This is a genomic window from Streptomyces sp. NPDC041108, from assembly GCF_055592645.1.
This window is the reverse complement of record NZ_JBVIYK010000027.1, coordinates 36,872-49,489: the sequence shown is the minus strand read 5'-3', so window position 1 is coordinate 49,489 and position 12,618 is coordinate 36,872. Positions and strand designations below refer to the sequence as shown.

General features: G+C 72.1%; 11 protein-coding genes and 1 pseudogene. 4 read left to right on the top strand and 8 right to left on the bottom strand.

Annotation, left to right across the window (positions count from 1 at the left end):
* Positions 1-77: 77 nt before the first annotated feature.
* Both ACZ6BB_RS39515 and ACZ6BB_RS39510 read left to right on the top strand, forming a co-directional pair.
* A pseudogene (locus tag ACZ6BB_RS39515) lies at positions 78-716 on the top strand (GntR family transcriptional regulator); the annotation flags it as partial.
* Between the two features lie 452 nt (positions 717-1,168).
* Positions 1,169-2,188, top strand: a complete 1,020-nt coding sequence (locus tag ACZ6BB_RS39510) for a 1-aminocyclopropane-1-carboxylate deaminase (RefSeq protein ID WP_471619932.1) — start codon at positions 1,169-1,171, stop codon at positions 2,186-2,188.
* 82 nt (positions 2,189-2,270) lie between these two features.
* On the opposite strand, the gene ACZ6BB_RS39505 is transcribed toward ACZ6BB_RS39510, so the two are convergent.
* From ACZ6BB_RS39505 to ACZ6BB_RS39470, 8 genes are all read right to left on the bottom strand, one after another.
* A complete protein-coding gene (locus tag ACZ6BB_RS39505) occupies positions 2,271-3,509 on the bottom strand; it encodes a TerD family protein (protein WP_471619946.1) in 1,239 nt (412 codons plus the stop codon).
* Positions 3,510-3,583: 74 nt separating this feature from the next.
* Positions 3,584-3,805: a hypothetical protein gene (locus ACZ6BB_RS39500; protein WP_471619931.1), complete on the bottom strand. Its 222-nt coding sequence runs from the start codon at positions 3,803-3,805 to the stop codon at positions 3,584-3,586.
* A gap of 182 nt (positions 3,806-3,987) precedes the next feature.
* Positions 3,988-4,977, bottom strand: coding sequence for a zinc-dependent alcohol dehydrogenase family protein (locus ACZ6BB_RS39495; RefSeq protein ID WP_471619930.1), 990 nt, complete (start codon positions 4,975-4,977; stop codon positions 3,988-3,990).
* Complete coding sequence (locus tag ACZ6BB_RS39490) at positions 4,974-5,810, bottom strand: carbohydrate ABC transporter permease (RefSeq protein WP_471619929.1); 837 nt, start codon at positions 5,808-5,810, stop codon at positions 4,974-4,976. The genes ACZ6BB_RS39495 and ACZ6BB_RS39490 overlap by 4 nt, the downstream gene beginning before the upstream one ends.
* Positions 5,807-6,745: a carbohydrate ABC transporter permease gene (locus ACZ6BB_RS39485; protein WP_471619928.1), complete on the bottom strand. Its 939-nt coding sequence runs from the start codon at positions 6,743-6,745 to the stop codon at positions 5,807-5,809. The genes ACZ6BB_RS39490 and ACZ6BB_RS39485 overlap by 4 nt, the downstream gene beginning before the upstream one ends.
* Positions 6,742-8,109: an ABC transporter substrate-binding protein gene (locus ACZ6BB_RS39480; RefSeq protein ID WP_471619927.1), complete on the bottom strand. Its 1,368-nt coding sequence runs from the start codon at positions 8,107-8,109 to the stop codon at positions 6,742-6,744. Before ACZ6BB_RS39480 ends, ACZ6BB_RS39485 begins: the two co-directional genes overlap by 4 nt.
* A 126-nt stretch (positions 8,110-8,235) precedes the next feature.
* Positions 8,236-8,997 carry a DeoR/GlpR family DNA-binding transcription regulator gene (locus tag ACZ6BB_RS39475; RefSeq protein ID WP_471619926.1) on the bottom strand — a complete coding sequence of 254 codons (762 nt, stop codon included), beginning with the start codon at positions 8,995-8,997 and terminating at the stop codon, positions 8,236-8,238.
* Positions 8,998-9,300: 303 nt separating this feature from the next.
* On the bottom strand, positions 9,301-10,110 hold the full coding sequence (locus ACZ6BB_RS39470) for an NAD-dependent epimerase/dehydratase family protein (RefSeq protein ID WP_471619925.1): 810 nt from the start codon (positions 10,108-10,110) through the stop codon (positions 9,301-9,303).
* A gap of 339 nt (positions 10,111-10,449) precedes the next feature.
* On the opposite strand from ACZ6BB_RS39470, the gene ACZ6BB_RS39465 reads away from it, so the two are divergent.
* Complete coding sequence (locus ACZ6BB_RS39465; RefSeq protein ID WP_471619924.1) at positions 10,450-11,406, top strand: 5-dehydro-4-deoxyglucarate dehydratase; 957 nt, start codon at positions 10,450-10,452, stop codon at positions 11,404-11,406.
* Positions 11,403-12,569, top strand: a complete 1,167-nt coding sequence (locus ACZ6BB_RS39460) for a hypothetical protein (RefSeq protein WP_471619923.1) — start codon at positions 11,403-11,405, stop codon at positions 12,567-12,569. Before ACZ6BB_RS39465 ends, ACZ6BB_RS39460 begins: the two co-directional genes overlap by 4 nt.
* The last annotated feature ends 49 nt before the right edge of the window (positions 12,570-12,618 follow it).

The following is a 12,618-nucleotide window of genomic DNA, read 5'->3' as shown; positions in this document are numbered from 1 at the left end:
AGTGTGGCCCGTGTCCCATGGGGGACGCGGGCCACACTCTTGTTCGAGGGAGGGACTGGCATCTAACATTTCAGTTCATGGAGGCCATACGACCGGTTGCGCGCACCCTGCTGAGGGACCGCGCCTACCAAGCCATCCGGGACGCCATCGTGGCCGGCGAGATCGAGCCGGGCGCGGTGGTGCGCGACGCCGAGTTCGCGGAGCTGCTGGGACTGTCCCGGGCGCCCGTGCGGGAGGCGTTCTCCCGGCTGGTGGACGAGGGGCTCCTGGAGAGCAAGCCGCAGAGCTACACCCGGGTCACGGCCGTCGTCGCCTCCGATGTGCGGGACGCCGCCGCCGTGGTCGGGGCCATGCACGAGCTGGTCGCCCGCACCGCCGTGCCCCGGCTGTTCGCGGCGGACGTCGAGATGATGCGCTCGGCCAACGAGCGGTTCGCGGCGGCCGTCCGCACGGGAGACGTCGACGCGGCCCTGGTCGCCGACGACGAACTCCACGACGTACTCGTCCGGGTGAGCGGCAACCGCGCGGCCGCCGCCACCGTCGCCCGCTACACCCCGCTCATCCGCAGGCTGGAGCGGCGGCGCTTCGGCGAGGGCGGCAACTGCCGCTCGGCCGGACTGCACGAGCAGCTGATCGCCGCCTGCGCGGCCGGCGACACGGACGGGGCGGTCCGCGTCACGGCGGAGATCTGGCGCGGCCTGGCCGCCCTCGCCGACGAACCCGACGAACCCGACGAGCAGGGCGAGCCGGCGGGCGGCGCGTCCGCCGTGTCCACCGGGGCGTCGAGGGCTGTGCCCGCCGGGGCGGGGGGCGGTGCGTCCGCCGTGTCTGCCGGGGCGGGGGGCGGTGCGTCCGACGTGTCTGCCGAGGTGGCGGGCAGTGCGTCTGTCGCGTCCCCCGAGGCAGCGGCCGGTGCGTTCCCCCTGTCCGCCGGGGCGGAGGGCGGTGCGTCCGCTGTGTCTGCCGAGGTGGCGGGCGGTGCTTCCGCCGCTTCCGCCGACGAGACCGTCGGCGCGTCCGCGCGACCGCTCGACCATGAGTCCGCCCACCAGCCCGCCCGCGAACCGGGCGACGTGCCCGTGCGCCGAGCGGACCGCTGACCCGACCGACCCGCGCCCGCGCCCCGTTCCGTCCGTCCCGCTCCGCCGCACCCCACCCGGGAGAACCCGTGTCCCTGTCTTCCTTCGAGCGCTATCCCCTCCTCTTCGGGCCCTCGCCGGTCCATCCGCTGGAGCGGCTGACCGCGCACCTCGGCGGAGCCTCCGTCTGGGCCAAGCGCGAGGACTGCAACTCCGGCATCGCGTACGGCGGCAACAAGACCCGCAAGCTGGAGTACCTCGTCGCCGACGCGCTCGCCCAGGGCTGCGACACTCTCGTCTCCATCGGCGGCGTGCAGTCCAACCACACCCGCCAGGTGGCCGCAGTCGCCGCCCACGCCGGGCTCAAGTGCGTGCTCGTGCAGGAGAGCTGGGTCGACTGGCCGGACGCCGTGTACGACAAGGTCGGCAACATCCTGATCAGCCGGCTGGCCGGCGCCGACGTACGGCTCGTCCGGGCCGGCTTCGGGATCGGCTTCAAGGAGAGCTGGGAGCTGGCTCTCAGCGAGGTCGAGGAGGGCGGCGGCAAGCCGTACGCCATCCCGGCCGGCGCCTCCGACCACCCCCTCGGCGGCCTCGGCTTCGCCGGCTGGGCGTACGAGGTCGCCGATCAGGAGCGTGAGCTGGGCGTCTTCTTCGACACGGTGATCGTGTGCTCGGTGACCGGCTCGACCCAGGCCGGCATGGTCGCCGGCTTCGCCGCGCTGGAGGAGGCGGGCGGCAGGCCGCGCCGGGTGATCGGCATCGACGCCTCGGCCAAGCCGACGACCACCCGGGAGCAGGTCGCCCGCATCGCCCGGAACACCGGCAAACTCATCGGCGTCGAGCGGGAGCTGACCGTGGCCGACGTCGAGCTGGACGAGCGCTACCACGGCGGGATCTACGGGGTTCCGGACGACGCCACCCTCGTCGCCATGCAGCTCGCCGCCCGCACCGAGGGCATGATCACCGACCCCGTGTACGAGGGCAAGTCGATGGCCGGGATGATCGACCTGATCGAACGCGGCGAGATCGGCCCGGAGTCGACCGTGCTCTACGCCCACCTCGGCGGCCAGCCCGCGCTGAACGCGTACAGCGGAGTGATCCAGTAGGGAACGGTGGCTCGGCCCCATCGTTCGCCGACCGGCCGGGCGCCCTCCGTGCGCGGGGCGCCCGGCGTCGCGTACGCGCGCCTCAGAGGGCCTGCGCCGCCGGCTTCACCATCCCCCTGACCGTGCGGGACTTCACGAAGTCGCCCATCGCGGTCATCTCCCACTCACCGCTGAACTGCTTGATCAGCTTGGCCATCATCACGCCGGTCTGGGCCTCGGCGTTGGTGAGGTCGAAGCGGACCAGCTCCTCGCCGGTCGCGGCGTCGAGCAGCCGGCAGTACGCCTTGGCGACCTCGGTGAACTTCTGGCCGGAGAACGAGTTGACCGTGAAGACCAGCCCGGTGACCTCCTGGGGCAGTCGTCCGAGGTCGACCACGATCACCTCGTCGTCCCCGCCGCCCTCGCCGGTGAGGTTGTCACCGGAGTGCTTGATCGCGCCGTTCACGATCGACAGCTTGCCGAAGTAGCAGCTGTCGATGTGGTTGCGCTGCGGGCCGTACGCGATGACCGACGCGTCGAGGTCGATGTCCTTGCCCCGGTACGCCGGCTCCCAGCCGAGACCCATCTTGACCTGGGAGAGCAGCGGTTGGCCGCCCTTGACGAGGGAGACCGTCTGGTTCTTCTGGAGGCTGACGCGGCCCTTGTCCAGGTTGATCTTGCCGGCGCCCGGGGCGGGGGCCGGGGGCGCGGCCGGCGGGGCGGACGGCGCCGGGGGAGCCGTGACACGCGGGTCCACGGCCGGGGCGGGCGGGGCCGCCGGGGGCCGCATGGCCGGAGCCGGTGGGGCGGCAGCGGGCTGGGCGGGAGCCGACTGGGGGGCCGGGGCGGGTTCCTCCACCGTGACACCGAAGTCCGTCGCGATGCCCGCCAGGCCGTTCGCGTATCCCTGGCCGACCGCGCGGGCCTTCCACGCGCCGTTGCGCAGATAGATCTCGATGATCACCAGGGCGGTCTCCGTGCCCAGCTGGGGCGGGGTGAACGTGGAGATCACGGAGCCGTTCGCCGCGTCGCGGATCGTCGCCGTCGGTTCGATGCCCTGGAAGGTCTGGCCCGCCGCGTCCGGGCTGGCCGTGACGACGATCTTCTCGATGCCCGGGGGCACGGCCGAGGTGTCCACCGTGATCGAGTCGGGCGTGGCGCCGCCGCCGGAGCGGTAGGTCACGCCCGGGCCGGACGGCTGGTTGTAGAAGATGAAGTCGTCGTCCGAGCGCACCTTGCCGTCGGCGGTGAGCAGCAGGCCCGACACGTCGAGCCGCACGGGGGCGGAGACGTCCACCGCGACACGGGTGACGGGCAGTGGGATGTTCGAGCCGGGGGTCATAGCGGTCATGCGTGGTGAACGATTCAGGCCGCTTTACCGTTCCCTTACCCGGGCGCGCCGGGCGCCCGTTCGGGTCAGCGGCGGTTGCGGGGGTGCTCCCGGGCCGTGCGTTCGTTGCCCCGGCGGTAGTTCCCGGTCCAGCGGGCCATGACCAGCTGCGGGTCTCCCGCCGCCACCTCGGCGAGGAACCGGGCAGCTCGGGGCCCGCGCAGCGTCGTCGCCGCGCGGCCGTGGTGGTCGATCGTCACGGTCCCGTCGGAGTGCTCGGTGCAGGTGAATCCGCTGGGGTGTGGCATGTCCCGGATGGTAGGGGCGGGGGAGGCGCCGGCCCAGCGAATTTCGGTCGCCCGCCGGTGCGCCCGGCCACCCGCCACCGCTGTCGCCGCCACCGCACCGCCACGGCCCCCGCTCCCCGGGCATCACGTCCCGGCCCCTGCGGCCCCTGCGGCCCCTGCGGCCCCTGCGGCCCCTACGCCACCTACGGCACCACGACGATCTTCCGTCCCACCCCCGACGCGAACTGCTCCAGAGCCTCGGGATACCGCTCCAGCGGCACCCGGTCGCTGATGAAGACCTCCGGGTCCAGGACCCCGCCCGCGAAGAGTTCCGCCGCCCGCTCGAAGCTGTGCAGCACGGCCATCGAGCCGGTGATGGTGATCTCCTGGTTGTAGATCCGGTACGGGTCGATCGTGACCCGGGTCGCGTAGTCCGCCACCCCGAACTGCAGGAACGTGCCCGCCTTGGCCACCCGCCCCAGCCCGTCCTGGATGGCCGCCGCGTTGCCCGTCGCGTCCACGACGACGTCCCAGCCCTGGGGCCGCTCCAGCTCGTCGGGGCCGGCGGCGGCTCCCGAGACGCCCAGCCGTCGCGCCGTCTCCAGCCGCGTGGGGTTCACGTCCACCATGTCCACGCTCGCCGCACCCGTCCGCTTGGCCAGCTCCAGCATCATCAGCCCCATCGTCCCGGAGCCGTAGATCAGGACATGGGCGCCCAGTCGGGCGCGGAGGACGTCGTAGCCCCGTACCGCGCAGGACAGCGGCTCCACCAGCGCCGCGTCCTGGGTGTGGACGTGCTCCGGCAGCCGGACGCAGTTCGCGACGGGGGCGACCGCGTACTGCGCCGCGCCCCCCGCCGTGGTGACCCCGATCGCGGCCCACCTCTCGCAGAGGTTGTTGTGGCCGGTACGGCAGTACCGGCACTCGTGGCAGTACAGGGACGGGTCGACGGCCACCCGGTCGCCGACGGACAGTTCGGTGACCCTGGCGCCCACGCCCACCACCTCGCCCGCGAACTCGTGGCCCGGCACGATCGGCAGCCTCGGGGCGAACTCGCCCTGGAGGATGTGCAGGTCGGTCCCGCACAGTCCGCACGCGGCGACCTCGACGACGACGTCACGGGGGCCCGGTGCCGGGTCCGGGACCTCGGTGACGACGGCCTTGCCCACGGACTCGATGACGGCGGCCTTCATTTGACGGCTCCCAGGGAGAGGCCCTGGACGAGTTTGTCCTGGGCGGCGAACCCCGCGGCGAGCACCGGCAGGGAGATCACGAGCGACGCGGCGCACACCTTGGCCAGGAACAGGCCCTGGCTGGTGATGAAGCCGGTCAGGAAGACGGGGGCGGTCTCCGCCACCACACCGGTCAGCACCCTCGCGAACAGAAGTTCGTTCCAGCTGAAGATGAAGCAGATCAGGGCCGTGGCGGCGATGCCGGGGGCCGCGATCGGCGCCACCACACGGGCCAGCACGGTCGGCAGCCGGGCGCCGTCCAGGTGCGCGGCCTCGATGACCGCCACCGGGACCTCCGCCAGGAAGGACTGCATCATCCACACGGCGATCGGCAGGTTCATGGAGGTGTGGAGGAGGACGAGCAGCCAGATGTTGTCCAGCAGGCCCGTGTTCTTGGCGAAGAGGTAGAGGGGGAGCAGGCCCGCCACCACCGGCAGCATCTTCGTCGACAGGAAGAAGAACAGGACGTCCGTCCACTTCTTCACCGGGCGGATCGACAGCGCGTACGCCGCCGGGAAGGCGAGGAGGAGCACGAGCAGGGTCGACGCCAGGGACGCCACCGCCGAGTTGATCAGGGCGGGCCAGGGGCTGGCCCCGCCGTCCACGCCGAAGAACTCGCGGTAGCCGTCGAGGGTCAGGGAAGCCGTCCACGACGGGGGGTTGGTGGCCGCGTCCGGTTCCGAGTGCAGCGACGTCAGCGCCATCCAGGCGATGGGGAGGAAGAACAGGACCCCCAGCAGCCAGGCCACCAGGCCCAGGCCGAGACCCTTGCGTCGCACGGCAGTTGGCCTCATGACCGGGCCGCCTCCTCACGGAACAGCGACGAGATCACCCGCAGGGCGAACGTCGCGATGATGATCGAGCCGATGACGACCAGGACGCCCGCGGCCGAGGCGAGGCCGTTCTCGTGGGCCTGGTAGAAGGTCTGGTAGACGGTGTACGGCAGGTTCGCGGTGCCCAGGCCGCCCGAGGTGATCGTGAAGACGGCGTCGAAGTTCTGGACGATGTAGATCGAGCCCAGCAGCGCGCCCAGTTCGAGGTAGCGGCGCAGGTGCGGGAGCGTGAGATGACGGAAGATCTGCCAGTCGCTCGCGCCGTCGACCCGGGCCGCCTCGATCTGCTGGTGGTCCCGGGACTGCAGCCCGGCGAGCAGGATCAGCATCATGAACGGCGTCCACTGCCACACGAGGGAGGCCTCGACCGCGAGCAGCGGAGTGTCCGAGATCCAGTCCGGCTGCGGGCCGCCGACATAGTGCAACAGGCCGTTGAACAGGCCGTATTCGGGGTTGTAGAGGACGTGTTTCCAGAGCAGGGCGGCCGCCACCGGGACCACCAGGAAAGGGGCGATGAGGAGGGTGCGGACGATGCCGCGGCCCCGGAACCTCCGGTCCAGGAGCAGGGCCAGCAGCAGGCCGAGGACGAGACTGGTGAGGACCACGGCGACCGTCAGCAGGATCGTCGTCCACACCGAGCGGCGCAGGTCGGGGTCGGTGAGGACCTCGCCGTAGTTGGCGAAGCCGGCGAAGGCGCGGGCGTCGGGGTAGAGCGAGTTCCAGTCGAAGAACGAGATCACCAGCGTGGCCACGAACGGGAGTTGGGTCACGACGATCATGAAGATCAGGGCGGGCAGGAGCGGGGCGCGGGTGGCCCAGGCGCGCAGCCGGGCGTTCGGCGCGCTCTGGGTGCGTACGGGGGCCGCCGCCCTCGGCGCTGTCGTGGTCGCGGTCATCGTCCCTCGTACTCCTCGGAGGTCTGCTCGGCGAGTGCCTGGGCCTTCCGCAGGGCCGACCGGACGGACTGGCGTCCGGCGATGGCCGCGCTGATCTCCAGGGACACCTTGGTGCCGAGGTCGGTGAACTCGGGGATGCCGACGAACTGGATGCCGGGGGCGGGGCGCGGCTGTACCCCGGGGTCGGTGGGCCGGGCGCCCTCGATGGCCTCGCGGGTCATCTCCTGGAAGGCGGCGGCCTCCTCGCGGTAGTCCGCGTTCGCGTACGTCGACTCCCGTTTGCCGGCGGGCACGTTCGACCAGCCGATCCGTTCGCCGACCAGCTCCTCGTACTCCCTGCTCGACGCCCAGGAGACGAACTTCCAGGCCTTGTCGGGGTTCCGGGACGCCTGCTGGATGCCCCAGGCCCAGGTGTAGAGCCAGCCGGACGACTCGGTCCGCTCGACGGGGGCCGGTGCGTAGCCGATCTTCCCCTTCACCGGGGAGTCGTCGGCCTCCAGGGAACCGGCCGCGGACGTGGCGTCGTACCACATGGCGACCTTGCCCTGGGTCATGTTGTTGAGGCACTCGGCGAAGCCGGCCTGGGCGGCGCCGGACTCGCCGTGCTCGCGCACGAGGTCCACGTAGAACCTGGTCGCCCGCCCGAATGCGGGGGAGTCCAGCCGCGCCTTCCAGTCCTTGTCGAACCAGGTGCCGCCGAAGGTGTTCACGACCGTGGTCAGGGGTGCCATGACCTCGCCCCAGCCGGGCAGGCCGCGCAGACAGATGCCCTTCATGCCCTCCTCGGCGCCGTCCGCCTTCGCGGCGAGGCCGGCGACCTGCCGCCAGGTGGGATGCTCGGGCATGGTGAGCCCCCGCTCGGCGAAGACGTCCTTGCGGTACATCAGGAAGGACGACTCGCCGTAGAAGGGCTGCCCGTAGAGCTTGCCGTCGTCGCCCGTCAGGGACTGGCGCATGGGCTTGAGAATGTCCTGCTGGTCGAAGCCGGGGTCCTTCGCGACGTACGGGTCCAGCTCCTCCAGCCAGCCGTTGCGGGCGTAGATCGGTATCTCGTAGTTGCTGAGGGTGGCCACGTCGTACTGGCCCGCCTGGTTGGCGAAGTCCTGGCTGATCTTGTCGCGGACGTCGTTCTCCGGCAGCACGGTGAAGTTCACCCCGATGCCGGTCTCCTTGGTGAAGTGGGCGGCCGTGAGCTTCTGCAGCTCCTGCATCTGCGGGTTGTTGACCATCAGCACGTTGATGGTGTCGCCGCCGGATCCCGCCCCGCCCGCTCCGGTCCAGCAGCCGGAGAGAAGGGGGGCGAGCAGCGTCCCCGCGGCGACCGCGGCGAGTGCGCGCGGCCTCCGTCGGCTCGGGATTCGCATGGATCGCTCCTGGACGTATGGGAGATATCGGGAGATAAAGGGTGTCGGTGGGTGTCGGTGGGTGTCGGTGGGTGTCGGAAGGTGTCGGTGGGTGTGGGGAGGGTGCGGAAGGGGTCGGTGGGGTGGTCAGACTCGGGTGACCTGGGGGCCGAGCAGCGAGTAGCGGTGGGCCTCCGAGGCCGGCAGCAGGGTGCTCGTGACGATCGCGTCCAGGTCGCCCACCTCGGCGAACCTGCAGAAGCTGACGGCGCCGAACTTGGTGTGGACGCCCGCGAAGACCGTGCGCCGGGAGGCGCGGATCGCCTGGGCCTTGACCTCGCTGACGGCCGGGTCGGGGGTGGTGAGGCCGTGCTCGCGGGTGATGCCGTTGGCGCCGATGTACGCCAGGTCGATGACGAAGCCGGCCAGCATCCTCGTCGTCCAGTGGTCGACGGTGGCGAGGGTGCCGGGGCGGACCCGGCCGCCGAGCAGCAGCACGGTGGTGTTGCCGGCCTCCGCGAGCGCCCCGGCGGTGGCGAGGGACGCGGTGACCACGGTCAGGGGCCGGTCCCGGGGCAGTGCCTCGGCGATGAGCTGCGGGGTGAAGCCCTCGTCGACGAAGACCGTCTCCGCGTCGCCCAGCAACTCGGCCGCCGCGGTGGCGATCCGGCGCTTCTCGGGCACATGGCTGGTGGCGCGGAAGGCGAGCGTCGTCTCGAACCCGGCGCTCTCCACGGGATACGCCCCGCCGTGCGTGCGGCGGACCAGCCCGTGGTCCTCCAGGGCGCGCAGATCACGTCGTACGGTCTCCTTGGCCACGCCCAGGGCGACGGCGAGTTCGGCGACGTCGACCGCGCCCGTGCGGCGGGCGGCCCGGACGATCTCGCGTTGCCTTTCCGCCGCGCTCATGGCCGACACCCGCTCTCCCTCGCCGTAGTGCTGCCCGTTCGGGCCCGGTGCGGGCCCTGGGGGAAGTTCTACAGCCGGTGCGCGGCGCCGACCAGGCCTGTTGCGCGACGGATGATGCCCGTCCCTGACCGTTTCGCGGTGCCGCGGTCCGTCACGGACCTGGGGTGGGCGGGGGATCGGGCAACGGGCGTGCCCGAACACGGGAGCGGGCGGGCCCGTTCGGTGCCCGCCCGCTCCCTCCGCGCGGCGTACGGCCCTCGTTTCCCGTACGGCGCACGAACTCCTGGGTCCGTGCCGATGCGGTCAGTGCGGCCAGATCGGCGGGTCGCTCACGAAGTGGCCGCCGAGGTTGGCGTGGGCCACGTTCTCGGGGTCCAGCTCACCCTGCTCGGCGATCAGCTTCTCGGCGTACGGCTCGGAGTCGTCCTGCGGGTCGTAGCCGAGGGCGCGGGCGGTGGACAGGTCCCACCACAGTCGGGTGTTGGCGGAGGAGCCGTAGACGACGGTGTGGCCGACGTGCTCGGCGGTCAGGGCCGCGTGGAAGAGGCGGGCGCCGTCGGCCGGGCTCATCCAGAGCGAGAGCATCCGGACGCTGGTGGGCTCGGGGAAGCAGGAGCCGATGCGCACGGAGACGGTCTCCAGGCCGTACTTGTCCCAGTAGAGCTGTGCCAGATCCTCGCCGAAGGACTTGGACAGGCCGTAGAAGGTGTCGGGGCGGTGCGGGGTGTCCACCGGGATCAGCGGATCCTGGCCCAGCGGGCGGGGGGTGAAGCCCACGGCGTGGTTGGAGGACGCGAAGACGATACGGGGCACGCCCTCCGCGCGGGCGGCCTCGTAGAGGTTGTACGTCCCCTCGATGTTCGCCGCGAGGATCTTCTCGAAGGAGGCTTCCAGGGAGATGCCCGCGAGGTGGATGATCGCGTCGACGCCCCGGACGGCCTCGCGCAGGGCCTTCTTGTCGGCGAGGTCGGCCGTGATCGCGTCCGGCGCGCCCTCGACGGGCAGCAGGTCCATCAGGCGCAGCTCGTAGCCGTGGGCCGGGAGCAGGTCCCGCATCAGGGTGCCGAGCCCGCCGGCGGCGCCGGTGAGCAGAACGGTGCGGGGAGCGGGCATCCAGGATCTCCTTGCATCGCCAGCCGTGCACATGTGCGTCCGGTATTCACATTCATGGACACGCTAGGGAGTGCGCTCCCGTGCGTCAAGTGTGGCGCGGAGGCGTGAAATCGCTGGTGCGGAGCGTGTTGTCCGGCTTGACCGGCCCTGAGCGGGCGCCTTAGCGTGCTGCTGTTCAGAAATGTAAACACCGATCAGTGACATGTACTCAGATGTGTCCTCCACGGCGTGTCGGGGCGTGTCCCTCATGACGTGTGCCGCAAGACGTGTAGTGCAAGACATGTACTCACGACGTGGATTTCGTGACATGGACCTCGTGACCTGGACTTGGGAGAGCCCGTGACGTCAGCCCCGCTCGCCGCCCGGCTCAGGGTCCCCAGCGGACCGCTGTTCTTCCCCGTCACGGCGTACGGCCCGGACGGCGCGGTCGATCCCGCCGTCTGTCGCGCGCACGTCCGCCGGGGTGTCGAGGCCGGGGCGGCCGCGGTCTTCGTCTGCTGCGGCACCGGCGAGTTCCACGCGCTCACGCCCGAGGAGTTCCAGGAGTGCGTACGGGCCGCCGTCGCGGAGACGGCGGGCCGGGTGCCGGTGGTGGCCGGCGCGGGCTACGGGACCGCCCTCGCCGTGCGCTACGCGCGGCTCGCCGAGGAGGCCGGGGCCGACGGTCTGCTCGCCCTGCCGCCGTACCTCGTCGTGGCCGCCCAGGAGGGGCTGCTGCGCCACTACCGGGAACTCGCGGCGGCGACCTCGCTCCCCGTCGTCGTCTACCAGCGCGACAACGCCGTGTTCACCCCGCACACCGTGGTCGAACTGGCCCGCACGGAAGGGATCGCCGGCCTCAAGGACGGCCTCGGCGACCTGGACCTGATGACCCGGATCGTGAGCGCGGTGCGCGACGAGGTCTCCGGCCCGGACGACTTCCTCTACTTCAACGGCCTGCCGACCGCCGAGCTGACCCAGCCCGCGTACCGGGCCGTCGGGGTCCCCCTGTACTCGTCGGCCGTCTTCTGTTTCGTCCCGGAGATCGCCCTCGCGTTCCACCGGGCGCTCGGCGCGGGGGACGACGCGACGGTGCGGCGGCTGCTCGACGGGTTCTACCGTCCCTTCGTCGAACTCCGCTCCCAGGGACGCGGCTATGCGGTGTCACTGGTCAAGGCCGGGGTACGGCTACGGGGGCTGGACGTGGGAGAGGTACGGCCGCCGCTGCACGAGCCGGCGGGGGAACACGTCGAGCGGCTGGGTGAGTTGATCGAGCGCGGTCACGCGCTGCTGGAAGAGTGCCAGGAGGGCAAGTGAAGGCGTCGACGTTCGTCTACCCGTGGGACGTCATCGGGGATCCGGCCGCCGCCGAGCGCGTCGCGGGACTGGGGGTACGGCAGGCGACGCTCGCCTCCGCGTACCACTCCACCCGCGCGCTCACCCCCCGCCACCCCCGGCAGCGCATCGTCACCGCCGAGCACGCGGCCGTGCTGTATCCGCCGGGCGCGCGGTGGGAGGGCCGTACGCTGCGGCCGTACGCGGCGGGGGACTGGGCGTTCGGAGACGCGTTCGGCGAGGCGGCGACGGCGCTGGCGCACGCCGGTCTCGAAGTGCACACCTGGGTGGTCCTGGCGCACAACTCCCGTCTGGGCGCCGAGCATCCCTCGACCTCCGTGGTCAACGCCTACGGGGACCGGTATCCGTGGGCCCCCTGTATCGCGCAGCCGGACACCCGGGAGTACCTCGTGGATCTGGCCGTGGAGGCGGCGGTCCGGCCGGGTGCGCGCGGCACGGAGCTGGAGTCGCTCGGCTGGTACGGCGTCTCCCACCTGCACGCCCACGACAAGACGGGCGGGGTCGGGCTCGGGGACGCCGGGCAGTACCTGATGTCGCTGTGCTTCTGCGGCACCTGCCGCGACGGATACGCCGGAGCCGGACAGGACCCCGAGGAGCTCGCGGCCGCCGTCCGCACGGCGCTGGAACCGCTGTGGCGCGGCGACAGCGTCGAGGAGGGCTGGCCGGCCGTGGAGAAACTTCTCGGGACCGACCGGGCGGCGGCCACGCGAGTGTGGCGGGACGCGATCGCCCGCTCGCTCCAGGAGGAGGCCGTCGGGGCCGTACGGGCCGCCGCGCCCGCGGGGTTCCAGGTGCTGCTGCACGCGGACCCGGTGACGTACCACTGCGGAGCCAACCCCGGGGTGGACCCCGGACACGTCCTCGGCGTGGCCGACGGGGTCGTCGTGCCGTGCGCGGGCGGGCCGGGGCTGCTGCCGGCGTTCACGGAGGCCGGGGCGGACGGGGCCGTGCTGGCCGCCAACTTCCCGATCGTGTCGGGGATGGGCGGCAGCCCGGTGACCCTGGTGGAGGACGCGGGGCGGGCGGCGGAGCTGGGGGCCACGGAACTCCGGCTGTATCACGCGGGGCTGGCCTCGGACCAGGATCTGGCGGCCGTACGGGAGGCGCTGACGGCGGTGGGGTGAGCCGCCGCCGTGGCCGCGGGCGCGGTCCGGGCGGGCGGCGGCGACCGGC